16 protein-coding genes are annotated in these 16,731 nt (G+C 49.4%); 4 read left to right on the top strand and 12 right to left on the bottom strand.

The genetic code is table 11. The features are described 5' to 3' along the window. Positions 1–38 precede the first annotated feature (38 nt). Positions 39–1,523, bottom strand: coding sequence for a 4-hydroxy-3-polyprenylbenzoate decarboxylase (gene ubiD, locus JQN73_RS15450; protein ID WP_205319741.1), 1,485 nt, complete (start codon positions 1,521–1,523; stop codon positions 39–41). A gap of 535 nt (positions 1,524–2,058) precedes the next feature. Between ubiD and JQN73_RS15445 the strand changes: the two genes are divergently transcribed. Then, positions 2,059–3,192: a lytic transglycosylase domain-containing protein gene (locus JQN73_RS15445; RefSeq protein ID WP_240162286.1), complete on the top strand. Its 1,134-nt coding sequence runs from the start codon at positions 2,059–2,061 to the stop codon at positions 3,190–3,192. A 171-nt stretch (positions 3,193–3,363) separates the two neighbouring features. On the opposite strand, the gene JQN73_RS15440 is transcribed toward JQN73_RS15445, so the two are convergent. The 6 genes from JQN73_RS15440 to JQN73_RS15415 form a co-directional block, all read right to left on the bottom strand. Then, a complete protein-coding gene (locus JQN73_RS15440; protein ID WP_205319740.1) occupies positions 3,364–4,089 on the bottom strand; it encodes an ABC transporter ATP-binding protein in 726 nt (241 codons plus the stop codon). Beyond that, entirely contained in the window at positions 4,089–4,859 is a 771-nt protein-coding gene (locus JQN73_RS15435) for an ABC transporter ATP-binding protein (protein ID WP_205319739.1), read from the bottom strand. Before JQN73_RS15435 ends, JQN73_RS15440 begins: the two co-directional genes overlap by 1 nt. A 9-nt stretch (positions 4,860–4,868) precedes the next feature. Next, entirely contained in the window at positions 4,869–6,083 is a 1,215-nt protein-coding gene (locus JQN73_RS15430; protein WP_205319738.1) for an ABC transporter ATP-binding protein, read from the bottom strand. Positions 6,084–6,101: 18 nt separating this feature from the next. Continuing rightward, positions 6,102–7,031 carry a branched-chain amino acid ABC transporter permease gene (locus JQN73_RS15425; RefSeq protein WP_205319737.1) on the bottom strand — a complete coding sequence of 310 codons (930 nt, stop codon included), beginning with the start codon at positions 7,029–7,031 and terminating at the stop codon, positions 6,102–6,104. A 905-nt stretch (positions 7,032–7,936) separates the two neighbouring features. After that, the gene (gene ispH, locus JQN73_RS15420) at positions 7,937–8,887 is read right to left on the bottom strand and encodes a 4-hydroxy-3-methylbut-2-enyl diphosphate reductase (protein WP_205319736.1); all 951 of its coding nucleotides are present in this window, start codon (positions 8,885–8,887) and stop codon (positions 7,937–7,939) included. 65 nt (positions 8,888–8,952) lie between these two features. Further along, a complete protein-coding gene (locus tag JQN73_RS15415; RefSeq protein ID WP_205319735.1) occupies positions 8,953–9,408 on the bottom strand; it encodes a peptidylprolyl isomerase in 456 nt (151 codons plus the stop codon). Between the two features lie 166 nt (positions 9,409–9,574). Here JQN73_RS15415 and radC point away from each other — a divergent pair, with 166 nt between their 5' ends. From radC to rpmG, 3 genes are all read left to right on the top strand, one after another. Continuing rightward, on the top strand, positions 9,575–10,249 hold the full coding sequence (gene radC / locus JQN73_RS15410; RefSeq protein WP_205319734.1) for a DNA repair protein RadC: 675 nt from the start codon (positions 9,575–9,577) through the stop codon (positions 10,247–10,249). A gap of 341 nt (positions 10,250–10,590) precedes the next feature. Beyond that, the gene (gene rpmB / locus JQN73_RS15405) at positions 10,591–10,827 is read left to right on the top strand and encodes a 50S ribosomal protein L28 (protein WP_168056908.1); all 237 of its coding nucleotides are present in this window, start codon (positions 10,591–10,593) and stop codon (positions 10,825–10,827) included. Positions 10,828–10,849: 22 nt separating this feature from the next. Further along, positions 10,850–11,017, top strand: a complete 168-nt coding sequence (gene rpmG / locus JQN73_RS15400; protein ID WP_009667251.1) for a 50S ribosomal protein L33 — start codon at positions 10,850–10,852, stop codon at positions 11,015–11,017. Positions 11,018–11,210: 193 nt separating this feature from the next. Here the strand turns inward: rpmG and JQN73_RS15395 are convergent, their stop codons facing one another. From JQN73_RS15395 to JQN73_RS15375, 5 genes are all read right to left on the bottom strand, one after another. Further along, positions 11,211–11,699 (bottom strand): DUF4019 domain-containing protein, encoded by a 489-nt coding sequence (locus JQN73_RS15395; protein WP_205319733.1) that lies wholly within the window; start codon positions 11,697–11,699, stop codon positions 11,211–11,213. A gap of 321 nt (positions 11,700–12,020) precedes the next feature. After that, positions 12,021–13,214 carry an acyl-CoA desaturase gene (locus JQN73_RS15390; RefSeq protein ID WP_205319732.1) on the bottom strand — a complete coding sequence of 398 codons (1,194 nt, stop codon included), beginning with the start codon at positions 13,212–13,214 and terminating at the stop codon, positions 12,021–12,023. A 125-nt stretch (positions 13,215–13,339) separates the two neighbouring features. After that, positions 13,340–14,701, bottom strand: coding sequence for a mechanosensitive ion channel family protein (locus JQN73_RS15385; RefSeq protein ID WP_205319731.1), 1,362 nt, complete (start codon positions 14,699–14,701; stop codon positions 13,340–13,342). A gap of 55 nt (positions 14,702–14,756) precedes the next feature. Further along, positions 14,757–15,392: a phospholipase D family protein gene (locus tag JQN73_RS15380; protein WP_240162285.1), complete on the bottom strand. Its 636-nt coding sequence runs from the start codon at positions 15,390–15,392 to the stop codon at positions 14,757–14,759. A gap of 47 nt (positions 15,393–15,439) precedes the next feature. Next, complete coding sequence (locus JQN73_RS15375; RefSeq protein ID WP_205319729.1) at positions 15,440–16,693, bottom strand: RsmB/NOP family class I SAM-dependent RNA methyltransferase; 1,254 nt, start codon at positions 16,691–16,693, stop codon at positions 15,440–15,442. Positions 16,694–16,731 lie beyond the last annotated feature (38 nt).

The following is a 16,731-nucleotide window of genomic DNA, read 5'->3' as shown; positions in this document are numbered from 1 at the left end:
AACGATAAAGTCTGCATTATCGGCGCGCCCTCACTTCGCTATAAGCCTAACTCTTGCCAGATCTGATCCACACGTGCTTTCACTTCTTTCGTCATCGAAATAGTGGTACCCCACTCTCGCGTCGTTTCGCCCGGCCATTTATTCGTCGCATCAATTCCCATCTTGCTGCCCAAACCACTGACCGGGGAAGCGAAGTCCAGATAATCTATCGGCGTATTATCGACCAAAGTGGTGTCGCGAAGAGGATCAACTCTTGTTGTAATGGCCCAAATGACTTCATTCCAGTCACGGATATTAACGTCCTCATCAACCACGATAATAAACTTGGTATACATGAACTGCCGCAAGAAGCTCCACACACCAAACATCACCCGTTTGGCATGACCGGCGTAGGCCTTTTTAATTTGCACTACGGCCATCCGGTAACTACATCCTTCGGGCGGTAAATAGAAATCGATAATTTCAGAAAACTGCTTTTGCAATAACGGAATAAACACTTCATTCAACGCTACACCCAACACCGCTGGTTCATCCGGTGGCTTGCCGGTATAAGTGGAGTGATAAATCGGCGATGGCCGCATCGTAATGCGATCGATCGTGAACACCGGGAAATAATCTTGCTCGTTGTAATAGCCAGTGTGATCTCCAAACGGCCCTTCCAGCGCCATCTCGTAGCCAGAAGGATGATTGGGATCAGGATTGATATGACCTTCAAGCACGATTTCTGCCGAAGCAGGGACACGTAGTTCAGATCCAATTGCTTTCACCAGTTCGGTACGACTGCCGCGCAACAACCCTGCAAACTGATATTCAGACAAGCTATCCGGGACCGGGGTTACGGCACCTAATATAGTAGCAGGGTCGGCCCCCAGTGCGACCGCGATCGGATACGGCTTGCCACCCGTCGCAATCGCATGCTCACGAAAGTCCAGCGCGCCACCCCGATGTGCCAGCCAACGCATAATTACCTTATTTCTAGCAATGACTTGTTGCCGATAGATACCCAGATTCTGACGTTTTTTGTGTGGGCCTTTGGTAATCACCAGGCCCCATGTAATAAGGCGGGCAGCATCACCCGGCCAGCAATGCTGGATCGGCAATTTAGCCAGATCGACATCATTTCCTTCCCATACTATTTCTTGACAAGGCGCTGAACGACGCTCTTTGGGAGCCATGTCCCAAAGCGATTTCACTAACGAACCGAGCCCCAATAAATCTTTAAAATCCTTCGGCGGTTCCGGCTCTTTCAAGCGCGCCAACACATGACCAATCCGACGCAACTCACTGACGTCGTCCACCCCCATGCCTAACGCCACGCGGCGCGGGGTACCGAACAGATTGCCCAGAACAGGTATTGAATGGCCTGTAGGGCTCTCAAACAGCAACGCCGGTCCGGCCGCCCGCAGGGTCCGGTCACATATTTCGGTCATTTCCAATATCGGAGAAACGGGGACCGAAACCCGCTTTAATTCTCCTAACTGCTCCAACTTGACAATAAAATCACGTAAATCAGTATATTTCATGGGTTTTGAGTGTTTCCAATTGTGAAGCCGACTATTTAAGAATTTAAGCCAAGCCATTGATTCTATTGACTTTTACCTCCACATACCCAACATCGTTAGATTTAAAAGTAATAGAATTAATGTTTTATAGTGTTGACTTGATATAAAACGCCTCCTACAATGCGCGGCAGTCCAAGTGATCTTAAAGGCGAATAAAACCGCTTTTCTATCACATTTCAGCTTTCACCACACACGGGATTGGGGTCCCAAATGTCATTTAAAAGAATGATATTTTAAGGAATGTTTTAAAAGGCACCAGCCTTCCCCAAAAATTTGTTTGCAACTGGTTGGCACATTAAACCGAATGTGATTTCCTTCACCACCAGTCGACTGCAAACAAAACGTTGTTTTGCGCCACATAGCAGTAGGAGCCTTTGCAGGCTCTAGGAAGCGCCAAGCGATATTGATTACGTTGCAATGCAGGATTTAGCCTCTGTTTTGGCTTATGCGCCCATTTGGGCCACTGCATGCACCGCAACGATACAGGAGGTTCAATTTGTTAGCACGATCAATAAAAGTAGGAACTACGAGGGTCAGAGTCGGCCCCCAGCAAACACCGTTAGACGTTGTAAAACAATTAGGTAGTCAATCTGCCAATCTGACAACAAATGCATTATCAACTGTCCGCAGCACCGTAAGTAACGTACTTGACACCACCGGCGTAGCTGGAATGGCTGTTTTAGTGGTTGGCCTGATCTCCGTTATCGGCATAACCGCTTTAGTTGCAAAACCGGAGCTGGCCGCCGATTTTAAAGGCCTCTCCTCATTTATGCCGTCGTCGGTGCCAGTGAGCAGTTCAGCACCCTCCGCGCTTCCCGCACTAGCGATGACCGATACGGTCACCACGAGTGAGCGCGTGGCGATGGAAACACGAACCGCCAACAACCTGGCGGCAATCGCTGAGACCATTGCTCAGAGCCCGTCCAATCAGGCAGCTGTTCAGGCCAAGAATCAAGCACACACGGTCAACGTGAAAAGCCCTGTAGTAAAAGCGTCCGACGTACATCAACAGCAGTGGGTGACCAGCTGGTTGTCGAAACGCTATCGCGTAGCGGGTGATGCTACCAATATGTTTGTCAGTACCGCCTACAAGACCGCCAAGGAAACCAAACTTGATCCGCTCCTGATTCTAGCCGTGATGGCGATCGAATCCGGTTTGAATCCGTTTGCCGAAAGTCCGGTCGGGGCGCAAGGATTGATGCAGGTAATGTCAAAAGTTCATCAAGAAAAATTTGAGAATTTTGGCGGCGTCAAGGCAGCGTTAAATCCAGCCGCCAACATCAAGGTCGGATCACTTATCCTTAAGGATTATGTGAATCAGGGCGGCTCCGTCGAAGCAGGTCTGAAACGCTATGTCGGTGCTGCGGCTTTTGACAATGACGGCGGGTACGGCAATCGTGTGCTTGCAGAGTATCGTCGCCTGCAAGACGTTGCTACCGGAAAGAATGTTTCCTCCCGTGGCGGCGTAGTCCCGAACTTCGCGCCTAAACGCCCTGTGCACGTTGTAACGCAAGCGCCTGTGACCACGCCTGGCGACATAAGCGCGATGCCTGCAGAGGCAGCCGCAGATGTAAAAGACTTCAAACAACATCAATCGCAGTCGGCATCGGATCAGAACGCCATTATTTAGGTTGTTTAAGTTGGCTTATAAGGCTGCATGCGTTGCCTGACTGCTAACCGCACTGTAAACGCCGAACTGACTAGCGAGCAATAAAAAAGGAGCCTCAGGCTCCTTTTTTATTGCTACTTTTTTATTTATTTCCTTAGTTAAACATTGGCTTGCACAGGACAAGCCTCCGTACTAACCTTCGCCCAGATAAGCTGCCTGAACCTTCGGATCGTTCAGCATGTCTTTGGCATTACCGCTCATCGTGACAAGTCCAGAATCCATCACATACCCGCGATGTGCGGCTTCCAATGCCAGCTTCGCGTTCTGCTCAACCAGCAGAATCGTGATGCCTTGTGCCGATACATTGCGAATGACCTCAAAAATCTTCTCGACCATGATTGGGGACAATCCCATTGATGGCTCATCCAGCAACAACAGAGTTGGATGACTCATTAGCGCGCGCGCCATGGCAAGCATTTGTTGTTCACCGCCCGATAATGTCCCTGCCATTTGCGCCGAGCGCTCTTTCAGTCGAGGAAACACACCGAACCATTTGTCGATGTCCGCAGCGATAGCGGCTTTGTCGTCACGGATATAAGCACCCATCAACAAATTTTCATGAATGCTCATGCGGGTAAAGACCCCCCGACCTTCCGGCACCATTGCCAGATTTTTCTTCACCAAATCGAATGAATGATTTCCTTTGATCGCCTGCCCGAGATAATGCAGCGACCCTTCTACTTTACAATTCGGCAAAGTGCCGGTAATCGCTTTCAGCGTCGTGGTTTTACCGGCACCGTTGGCACCAATCAAGGTCACCAACTCGCCCTTATTCACTTCGAGATCAATGCCCTTTACGGCTTTAATACCACCGTATGCGACTTTCAGGCCCTCAACGCGCAGAATATTCTCAGCCATTAGTGACCACCTCCCAAGTATGCTTCAATCACTGCTGGATTTTTTTGAATGTCGGCGGGCAGACCTTCTGCAATCGGCTTGCCATAATCCAGCACTGTCATGCGATCGCATAGCCCCATCATCAGTTTGACGTCGTGTTCGATCAACAAAATGGTTTTTCCTTCATTCTTGATTTTGACCAGGAGTTCACGCAAAGCCAGCTTTTCCGTGGCGTTCATACCGGCGGCGGGTTCATCCAATGCCAGCAATTGTGGTTCGGTCGCCAGCGCTCGGGCAATCTCCAGACGGCGTTGATCACCGTAAGAAAGGTGACGCGAGGTGCGATCTGCAAAACGTGCGATACCTACAAACTCCAGCAAAGCCATCGAGCGTGCACGGATTCCCGCCTCTTCGCGACGCGCCGCAGGATGCTTGAAGACTGCCCCGAATACGCCTTGATGACTGCGAACGTGACAACCGACCATGACATTTTCGAGTGCGGTCATTTCCCCAAACAGACGAATATTCTGGAAAGTACGCGCAATTCCCGCCTTCGCCACCTCATGCGGTGCCGAAGGGGAATATGGCTTACCGGACAATTCAAATGAGCCCGTATCCGGCTGGTACAAACCGGTAATCACATTGAATAACGTCGTCTTGCCGGCGCCGTTAGGACCGATCAGACCATAAATCTGGCCCTTTAAAATCTTGATACTCACTTCAGACAATGCTTGCAGACCGCCAAATCGCTTATTGACGCCGGAGATGTTCAGAATAATTTGTTCGCTCATGAGATCTCCTTAGGCCGCCACGACGTCGGCTGACTTCGCAGGTTTATCAACATCGGTATCAGGTCGGTCTTCGTGTTTTGGCGCAGGCCACAACCCGGAAGGACGGGTCAACATAATCACAACCATTGCAAGGCCATATAACAATTGACGCAATACTTCGGCATCTATCAAAACTTTGCCGAAGATTGCCATCTGAACCGGTTCGACCGTGTGGCGTAATACTTCCGGTAATGCCGACAGCAAAACGGCACCCAGTACGACGCCCGGGATGTGCCCCATACCGCCTAATACCACCATCGCCAGCACAGCAATTGATTCGGTTAAAGAAAACGACTCGGGGGATACGAAACCCTGGAATGAGGCAAACATCGCACCGGCAACGCCGGCAAACGATGCCCCCATCGCAAATGCCAGCAGCTTGACGTTACGCGTGTTGATACCCATTGCCTTGGCAGCAATTTCGTCTTCACGAATAGCTACCCAGGCGCGCCCGAGGCGTGAATGTTGCAAGCGGACGGTGATAAAGATGATCGCAATACACAGGAACAGGAACAGAAAGTAGTACGCATTGACCGAGGGCATGCCGAAACCACCAAAATAAACAGTCGCATTGGAGCCACGCGCACCAGCCAGAGAGACCCCAAAAATATGAATCGGGTCAATCAGATTGATCCCTTGCGGACCATTGGTAATATTCACCGGTGCATTCAGATTGTTCATGAAGATCCGAATAATTTCACCGAAGCCGAGCGTCACGATCGCCAGATAATCACCACGCAACTTGAGTGTTGGCGCGCCCAGAATTGCACCGAACAAACCAGCCAGCGCGGCACCGAGCGGCACGATTACCCATAGCGACAGGTGTATGCCGTTTTGGGTGATTTCCGGTCCACATACCATCACCAGAAAGTTTCCAACCGCAGGGTAGGTATTAACGAAGGATTCCAGCACCGACGCAAATTGCGGCGATGCCAACAATCCGGTCATGTAGGCGCCAATCGCATAAAACGCGATATAGCCCAAATCGAGCAGACCGGCAAAACCGACCACAATATTCAGCCCCAGCGCGAGCATGATGTAGAGCAGCGCGAAGTCCATGATACGCACCCATGAGTTTCCGTACATGGCCGCCACGAAGGGGAACGCCACCAGAAATACCGCAAGAACGGCCAGACTGCCATAGGCTTTCGCCGGATTTTTTTTCGTATCGAAATAATTAGCCATAAGTCTCTCCTGTCCCGGTTAAGCTCGATCGGCCACACGTTCGCCCATGATGCCGGACGGACGAAGGGTCAGTACGATGATCAGTACGATGAACGCAAAAATATCCTGGTAATTACTGCCCAGGAAATTACCCGTCAGATCACCGATGTAACCAGCACCCAGGCTCTCAATCAAGCCCAACAAAATACCGCCTAGCATAGCGCCGTAGATATTACCGATCCCGCCTAGAACTGCCGCCGAGAACGCCTTTAAGCCAGGCACAAAACCCATTGCAAATTGCGCCGACGAATAGTTGGCACCCCACATCACACCTGCTACGGCCGCCAGCGCAGCGCCGATTGCAAACGTCATGACAATGACGCGATTTGAATCGACGCCCATCAAGCCGGCCACCCGTGGATTCTCAGCGGTAGCGCGCATGGCGCGTCCCATTTTAGTTTTTTCCACCAGCAACACCAGCCCGACCATGGCGACCGTCGCCAATATCAGCAACATGATTTGTGTCGGGGAAATCAACGCGCCCAGAATATGTACCGGATCAGAAGGCATGACTTGCGGCATTGGCAACGGACTGCGACCCCAAATCATCATCGCAAAAGTCTGCAACAAAATGGAAACGCCGATCGCGGTAATCAATGGGGCCAATCGCGGCGCATTGCGTAATGGCCGATAGGCGATCCGCTCAATGACCAGATTGACTATTACACAGACCGGGATCGCACCCGCGATAGCGATCATGAGTTTGACGATGCCCGGCAAATCGGGCACGTAAGCCTGGACCAATTTTAGGATCGACAGACCAACCATTGCACCTATCATTAAGATATCGCCATGGGCGAAATTGATGAGATTCAAAACGCCATACACCATTGTGTAACCCAGCGCGATCAAGGCATACATGCTTCCCAGCACTAAGCCATTGATAATTTGTTGGATGAAGGTATCCATGATTTCCTTATTCTTGATGTGATTCGATTCAATTCAGCTCCCTACCATCTGACATGGCAAAGATCCCTCGCAAGGTGCTGTTCATCCATTTAGCAAAAACCATTCCAGATACAAAAACGGCACCCTGAAAAACCGGCGTGCCATCGAGATATTTAGATTAATTAGCTAAAGTGAGCGGAAAGAAAATTTTGTATGGTCGGACTGTAGGCAATTTTAGAAATGCACATAATAGTTGTCTCCTGATTCATTTTTCTTAAAATATTTTTTTTTTAACACTCACTTTTCACCCAACACCTACTTGGTGCATTCATCGACACTTGACACCAACAGGCACCATAACAGGGCGATTATAACCACGAGTGACACAGTTGCCTAACTGGTTTCGAGCATGAGCGTTTGGAGGGCTTAAGCATGAGGAGTATGAGCGGAAGTATTGGTTTTAATCTCCTCTCGAAACCATCCGTGACCTATTATTTGCCATTTTTAAAACATTTATGGTAACTCTAAATGACCTAAAAACGAGCGCATTATAGTGACTGCGCGGTGGCGCGCGCATCAGTAGTTTCCACATTTCCAAGCGGTAACGAAAGATGCAGTGCCAGCCGACAGTCTTTGTCAGACGCCGCCATGATAACGAGGAAAGGAAAAAACTATTCATGGAAAAGTGGCCCGTCCCCTGAATTTTATTCCGTCTCCTATTGTAAAAAGCACTTCTCCTCACAAAAAAACCTCGGTATAAAATCACGAGGTTTTTAAATACCGCAACCGTGGCTGACGGCTTTGTGAAAAAAACATGGCAGCGGGAACAGCGGACGTATTCCTAAATCGCGCAAAAAAAGACGTAAATAATTATCACCCGGGGTGAGAACGTGGAGGACGACGCTGAATAACTCCGCAGAAAAGGTTTATGATTCCTTCGCATTTTCCACACGGCTTAGGCCTTTCGGCATCGGAAACGTTACGTTTTCCTCAACGCCATCAAGCGGGCGAACACTTTTTGCTCCGCACTCCTTCAACCGATCAATGACTGCCTGTACCAGAATTTCCGGAGCAGAAGCGCCAGCGGTCAAGCCGATCCGCGGTCGATCCTGCAACCATGCCGGATCGATCTGGGACGCGTTATCGACCATATAAGCCACCGTACCCATTTTTTCGGCAACTTCCCGCAAACGATTAGAGTTCGAACTGTTAGGACTTCCCACCACAATGACAACATCGACTTGCGGCGCCATAAACTTAACGGCTTGCTGGCGATTAGTGGTCGCGTAACAGATGTCGCCTTTTTTTGGCTCGGTAATATGTGGATACTTACGTTTAAGCGCGGCGATCACATCGGCCGTGTCGTCCACGGACAATGTTGTCTGCGACACGTATGACAACATTTCAGGGTCCGTAACATTAAGATTCTCAACATCGCTGACCGTTTCGACCAGATGCATTCCCTGATCTGTCTGGCCCATCGTGCCTTCCACCTCTGGATGCCCATCGTGGCCGATCATGATAATTTCTCGACCTTCCCGGCGCATTTTGGCGACTTCTATATGTACTTTGGTGACTAGCGGACAGGTTGCATCAAATACTTTAAGTCCGCGCAGTTCAGCCTCGGCCTGGACCGCCTTGGACACACCGTGTGCAGAGAAAATTACGGTATTACCGCGTGGAACGTCGGCCAGCTCTTCGATGAAAACGGCACCTTTTTCACGCAAGTCGGCAACCACATAAGCGTTATGCACGATCTCGTGTCGCACATAAATAGGCGCGCCAAACTGTATTAGCGCGCGTTCAACTATTTCAATCGCACGATCGACCCCGGCGCAAAATCCGCGCGGTTGCGCCAACAAAATTTCTTTATCCATTATATGACCCACCAAAACATGTGATTTTAACAATCCTGCGCAAGTTACTTAACTTGATGCCGCTGTTACAAAATACCGATAATTTTTACTTCAAACTGTACCTGTTGACCAGCTAACGGATGATTGAAATCAAATAATGCACTTTCCTCATCAATTTCCCGCAATACGCCCGCAAATTTTCCACCTCCGGGTGCCGCGAAATCAACTAAATCGCCAATGCGATATTCGTGTCCCAACTGCGAGTTCTGTTTAAGCGTAGCACGCGAGACGCGTTGTACCAGATCGGGATTACGCGGACCGAAGGCTTGCTCAGGTGCCAGGTCAAAGGTTTGGTGCGTTCCTTCTGGCAGGCCCAGCAAACACTTTTCCAGAAACGGTGCCAATTGCCCCATTCCAAATTGCAACGTTGCAGGGGATGCTTTAAATGTACTGACAATATCATCGCCAGCCTGAGAGGCCAGGCGGTAGTGCAAGGTCAGATAGGACGCTTCGGTTACTACTGGGAGGGAGGAGTTAGTCATGAATAAGGAAAAATGAGAAACAAAACGTCGGAACCGTATTGTAAGGCAGGTTACCAAAAAAGATCAGCGTTCCCATTGTTATCGCTGACGATCGCGACATGGTTGATCGATTGCAGGCACTAATTTTGGATATTATTTTAACGAACCTCATTAATGGGAAATTACTTTGGCTATTACTGATTGGCCGCTAGACCAACGCCCTCGCGAACGGCTCATTAGATTGGGGCCTGAAGCGCTTTCGGACGCAGAATTACTGGCAGTTTTTTTAAGGGTTGGCGTGGCTGGCAAAAGCGCAGTTGACCTTGCTCGCGACATGACGCGCCATTTTGGATCGCTAAACGGCTTGTTTTCATCAACGCTTAGTGATTTTTCAGCAATTCATGGTCTTGGCCCTGCCAAATTCGCACAATTACAGGCAGTACTTGAATTATCGCGCCGGGCGCTTAGCGAAACAATGCGCGACGACCGTAGCTTCAATTCTGCTGACACCGTAAAACAATATTTGCGATTATTGATTTCCCATAAACCCTATGAATCGTTTGTAGTGTTGTTTTTAGATGTCCGAAATTGCCTGATAGCCTCAGACGAAATGTTCAAAGGTACGTTGACCCACACTAGCGTTTACCCGCGCGAAGTGGTCAAGGCTGCCCTAGCCCACAACGCAGCGAGCGTCATCCTGGCACATAACCACCCCTCCGGGAATTCAGTGCCGAGCCAAGCGGATCATCAATTAACCAAGGTGTTAAAGCAGGCGCTGGAATTAGTCGATGTGCGCACGCTGGATCACTTCGTCGTGGCGGGACCGAGTGTGTATTCCTTCGCAGAACACGGCTATTTATAAGCAGATATACAAACGTTCACTAAATGAAATGAGGATGACTCATCGCTGTGGCCTCAATACGAAATTTACCTTCGGGTGAATCCAATTCAATCCGTCTATGGCCGTGCCTGGGCTGCCTGGCTCCCGGATCCGGTTGGATCTCCTCCTCTAGCCGCACTGATTGTTTATTTTGCTGACATCTGCGACGAGCGCTATCCGCGCATGTGATTTTTCGTCAGCCAAATTGTTAAATTTCACAAACACGAAAAGACACACTTGTTTTCGCCAAGTGGTTGAAAAACATCAGGTTTTTAGATATACTCTCATTTTTTCCAATTTCGGAAATCATCTAGGAGTAAAACATGGCACGTGTCTGCCAAGTCACCGGGAAGAAGCCGATGGTCGGCAACAATGTTTCCCATGCAAACAACAAGACAAAACGTCGCTTTTTGCCTAACCTGCAAAATCGCCGTATTTTTGTTGAGTCAGAAAACCGCTGGGTCTCCCTGCGCCTTTCCAACGCCGGCTTGCGCGTTATTGACAAACTCGGCATTGATGTCGTTTTAGTCGATATGCGTGCTCGTGGCGAAAAAGTCTAACTAGCAGAATAAAGGAACCATCATGGCGAAATCAGGCCGCGACAAAATTAAGTTAGAATCGACTGCTGGTACAGGTCACTTCTACACGACTACAAAAAACAAGCGTACAACACCGGAAAAAATGTCGATCATGAAATTCGATCCGAAGGTTCGTAAGCACGTTGAATATAAAGAGACAAAGATCAAGTAATTGATCCGGTCTCACAAAAAGCCCCGCAAGATTATCTTGCGGGGCTTTTTTTTTGCGCTTGTGCGCACCCAAGTCGTACTACGAAAAGCGGTCTTTAATCTGCCGAATCGGGAAGCAGTAAGCAGTAAGCAGTAAGCAATGATGCCGCGTTACCCGACAGCCAATCGGATGGTCCGCGTACTGATGAAAAACTTTATTTTGTAGGTGCCGGTGCCGGCGGCGATCCATTCGCGCCCGCAGGCTGCACCTTGTGGACCACGTAGCCAACCGGTATCCAATGCCCGCCTGCGTACATCATTGACACCGCCTCTCCTGCTGGCGATTTGCTGAAGCGCGACGAGAACACGACATTCACGTAATCACCTTTAGGTAAGTTTGCTGGCTGGCCCACGCGCACGACTTCTGCCCACTCGCGGCCATTTAGCGCTCCCAGGTCACTCCGTAAATTGCTGACATATTTTGCCCAATCTTCTTTATTGATGCTTTTTTGCATTATCGGGCCGCTAGCGGCCCACATACGCTCCGCCTGATTAGCATCGGCAAGTGTGGCCCATTGCGATGCGGCAGCGACGGCGCCATCCAGAGAAAGCGTTTGCGCATAAACATTTCCGGTGCACAGCATCACCCCGATAGCCATTAAGACCGATGCAAAATAGTGTTTAGCGTCAAAATACTGATTCATAGTTTTCTCTAAAAAGAAGGAGAGGAATCGATCGATCGGATTGGTGACCATGCCACCTTTAAATATGAAAGCACACTTAACGTAACCAGCTATCTACATTGTTTGGCACGCCATCGATATTTCAGTTCCCTCAAAATGAAAGAAAGCAAAATCGCGCAGTTGACCAAATAAAGTTTTCAACTCTTCGTCGAATATTTTGCCGCGGTACTTTTGTCGATCCGTTATGGAAAACTATCCCAGGAATGCGATTTCATCTGGTAGTAAGGAAATGAAAAAACGGCCTTAAAAGGCCGTTTTTATTTGCTTATCCTTACCGTCAAATCAGGAATAGCTGCGCAGACGCAAAGAAAACTCTTCCAAAGCTTTAATCTTGGATGCTTCAGCGCGTGCGCACCAATCCTGCAGCTGATGCAGTAACTGATCCCGGGTGAAATGCGACCGCTCCCAGATGGCACCCAACTCGACCCGCATCTCATGCATGGTTTCAAGTGCCTTACTGTGCAAGAATAGCTCAGTCAGCTGTTGTTTTTGCGGCGCCTCCAATTTAGTTGGCTCACGTTGCAGCAGTTTTTTAGCGGATTTAAGAAAGCTCGATTCCAACGCGGCTTTACCTGCCAGATGGGCGCGCTCTTCCTGCCATGTACTTTTCAGTGACTTAGCATATTTCGCCATCACATCATACCGATTGGCAATAACAGACTGCAATGTGTCCAAATCAGGCACCAGCTTGGCACTATTAAATTTCGGTGCCGGAGCAATTTTCTTAACCTTGGCGAGACCCACCATTTCAAGCATCCGGATATACATCCAGCCAATATCAAACTCATACCACTTCGACGACAATTTAGCCGACGTACCAAATGTATGATGATTGTTGTGCAGCTCTTCGCCACCAATCAGGATACCAAACGGTATGATGTTAGTTGCGGCATCGTTGCAATCGTAGTTGCGGTAACCCCAATAGTGACCAATGCCGTTAATGATCCCGGCAGCGGTAATCGGAATCCACAACATTTGCACGGCCCACACGGTGAGTCCGATGACGCCGAACAAGGCCAGGTTAATAAAGAGCATCAGTACGATACCTAACGCGCTGTGCTTAGTATAAAGATTACGTTCAACCCAGTCGTCAGGCGTGCCATGACCATATTTTTCCATGGTTTCAGGCACCTTAGACTCAGCGCGATACAACTCAGCGCCTTCCAGCAGAACTTTTTTGATACCACGCGTCACCGGGCTATGTGGATCTTCTTCGGTTTCGCATTTAGCGTGGTGCTTGCGATGAATCGCCGCCCATTCTTTAGTGACCATACCCGTACTTAACCATAGCCAAAACCTAAAGAAATGACTTGGGATTGCATGTAGGTCAAGGGCCCGATGCGCCTGACAACGATGCAGATAAATAGTGACACCAGCGATGGTTATGTGGGTGACAACGAGAGTAAAAATGACAACTTGCCAGGCTGTTGCCCCAGTTAAACCATTCGACAGAAAATCAATAATTGCATTGAACACTAAGTGTCCTCCATAGGTAATGATGGCGCTATCGCAGAACTTGGCGCTCTTTCGTACAAGTTGAGGGTAAGTTCGCGGGTAGTTACCAGTCACTTAACCGAAATTAACTCCCTATTCTACTCCCTTTACAGGATGTTTTTGGAATTAGGTACGATCGCCCGACTATCTATCTGCGCTACTTGTTGTGAATCCGCACCGGGACTATTGCGCGCGACCATGCGTAAATCGCTTCTCGGCTGCGCCACTTTTATGTTGTGCGCTTGCAGCGTTCGCCAGATAGCGCGGTTTACATCTGAAAGGACGTTTAGCCTTCCGTTCTCGGGATCAAGAATCCAGAATCCGACCTCTAACTCTAAACCGCTCGAACCGATTTTCAATAAAATCGCTTGCGGTAGAATTTCATGTGTTACACGTTCAACAACGCTAACAGCTTCTTCCAAAAGCGTCAGAACCTGTTCTATGTTGTCTTGATACACAATTGTGACCTGCGTCGACAGACGTAATATCCGGTGATTCAAGGAATAATTTTGTACTGCATTGGTCATGAAAACATCGTTTGGTACGATCGACTCTATGCCATCCAAACCTTCCAACACGGTAAAGCGGCTGTTAATCTGGGTTACTTTTCCGTAATACGTCCCCACCCCAACCATGTCGCCAATAGACAAACTACGTTCCAGCAAAATAACAAAGCCTGAAACATAGCTGCTCGCTATCTTTTGCAAGCCTAATCCAAGGGCCACGCCCAGCGCTCCGCCGAATACAGACAGAACGGTTAAATCAATGCCAACTAAAGAGAGACTCAGTAATACTGCCACCAATATCAGAAACGCACGTCCCATTCGCGCCACTACCGTACGTAATGAAGAGTGCATGGTGTTTAAGCGCATGAGCCGTTGCTCAAGTGTCGCGCCCGCCCATAAAGCGATGATCAATGTCACCAGAACGGAAATTAAGGCCTGAAATATAGCTAAAAGAGAAACCTGATGACGGCCAATCGGCAAGATGGTTGTTGCAAGATAGTCAACCAAATCCGGCCACAAACCGGTGACATACAATAAAACGCCGCCCCAAATTAAAGTACCGAGCACCTTTTCAAATAACAATAAGAACGTGCTAACGCCGCGATCACGGACAAATACTCTGCGCAATACGTAAAAGACAAACCGCATCAGACTCAGAGAAGCCATGAGTGGAATCGCTAAACGTAAAAAACTAATTGGTTGCTGCCACTTAGCCGCGACTAACTTTGCCAATATAAGAAACAATACGGCCAGGAGCGGCGTTAATACTTGGGCAAAACTGCGCAACCCAATTTGCATTACTGGTTGCTTAAGATCGTCAACGGCAAAAATGCGCCGCAATGCGCGGGCGCAAAGCCAGCCTAATCCAATACAGCCAAGCACCACTGCAATCTGCACAAGCAAGCCTGGGGCCGCCAGATTACGTACGAGGTTATCGGCCATATCAGAGAGCAAATCGAGCATGATGAGGTGGGATTATTGTTGGTAAAGAGTCGGAATGGGTACGAATGGGTCGGACTTACGGCTGAAGCACTGCCGGGGAAGCGGTGTTAACCTTAACCACTGCTTGATCTGGCACATTGGTTGTTTGCTTTGCCAGGTCTGGCAGCCTCCTGGCGTCGCTACGGTGACGCTGCCAATTCATGGAGTAGCGCCGTGCCAACAGCGGGTTGCCTCGCACAATAAGCACATTCTCAGCATTTTTATGCTGGGCGCTCCAGGTGAAATTGAAGCTTCCAGTTATTACTACGGCATCTTTGCCCAGTGGATCGATCACGATCACTTTGTTATGGGCGCTACGGTATTTAGTCTCAACCCAAACCGGAATGTTGGCTGCAGCCAAGCGCGCAACCTGCGTCGCAGCATTGTTTTTTAGCTGTTGCTCATCGACCAGAATCTGCACCTCCACCCCGCGCTGCTTTGCAGCAATTAATGCGGCGGCAATGGGACGATTGGTCAATATATACGCCTGGACCAATATTTGGTGACGAGCGCCAGTGATCTCTTGCGTGATCAGGCCCTCGATATCATCCCAAGGAGAAAACGCTGCTTGCAAGGTACCTGTCGCCACTTCGCGTGGCGGCAGGGAGTCAAAGGCCCGAACCTGCGCAGCCGCGCAGAGCATCATCGCGCTGAACATTACAACGCTACTCAAGTGTATGCAGCGTGCTCGCAGGCATTCCCCGTAGAAATTACCGCAGGTCATTTACGAACAAATACCGCCGCAAAAAAGCCATCAGTGTGATGCACATGCGGTGACAGCTTCAGATAGTCGTCCATTTCCAGCGCAATTTTTTGCTCTGCAAGAACATCTTTCATCGGCACTAAAGAAAAATGTTCGTGTGTGGCGAGAAACTGGGTTGCAATGGCTTCGTTTTCTTCGTCCAGCAAACTACACGTACCGTAAACTAACCGGCCACCGGATTTGACCAGGCGTGCCGCACTAGACAAAATCGCAGTTTGCTTGGCGTTCATTTCAACAATGGCTTCTGGTGTCTGGCGCCATTTAACGTCTGGATTACGGCGCAAAGTGCCCAAACCACTACACGGCGCATCAACCAAAACGCGATCAATTTTGCCAGCCAGGCGTTTTACCTTGGCATCATTCTCATGCGCAATCAGAACTGGGTGGATATTCGACAGACCGCTGCGCGCCATACGGGGCTTGAGCTTAGCGAGCCGTTTTTCAGAAACATCGAAGGCGTACAAGCGCCCGGTATTACGCATGGTCGCACCAAGAGCCAATGTTTTCCCACCGGCTCCGGCACAGAAATCGACGACCATTTCGCCACGCTTGGCGCCAACGATTTGCGCCAGCAATTGACTGCCTTCGTCTTGCACTTCAATGGCGCCAGTCTTAAATACAGACAAGTTTTGAATATTTGGCTTTTTAATTATACGTAACCCGAGCGGCGCATACGGCGTCGGTTCACAAAGAATCGGTGCCTCGGCCAATGTCGCAATCACGTCTTCACGCGTGGCCTTGACCGAATTGACCCGTAAATCGAGCGGTGCGGGCGTATTTAGGGCTTCCGCAAGCAATAACGTATTCTCTTCACCATCACGCGCGACCAGTTTTTCATAAAGCCATTGCGGCAAGTTGGCGCGCATGTTGGCTGGCAAAAGGCGGCGATCGATTTCAGCAACGCGTGCCAGCCATTCTGCCTCTTCTTCGGATAATCCACCCAGAGAATCCGCACCAACCGCGTCTGCCAGACCCAACAAAGTCATCCGGCGCATCGTTGGCCCGTTACCGGATTCAGCAAAGCTGGTATACACCAGCTTGTTTCGCAATAAACCGTACACCGCTTCGGCTACCACGCCACGCTCGCGTGAACCGAGCTTTGGATGATCGCGGAAATAACGGGATAAAGTAACATCGGCCGGGCCGGTAAATCGTAAAACTTCGCGCAATACTTCTTCGGTAAGACCGATGATCGCTGGAGGCAATCTCATGTTGAATCTTTCATAAAAACTAATTATTTTGTTTGAAG

The organism is Glaciimonas sp. PAMC28666 (assembly GCF_016917355.1).
GTDB lineage: Bacteria > Pseudomonadota > Gammaproteobacteria > Burkholderiales > Burkholderiaceae_D > Glaciimonas.
The sequence above is the reverse complement of the archived record's forward strand: the minus strand, read 5'-3'. Positions and strand labels throughout refer to the sequence as shown.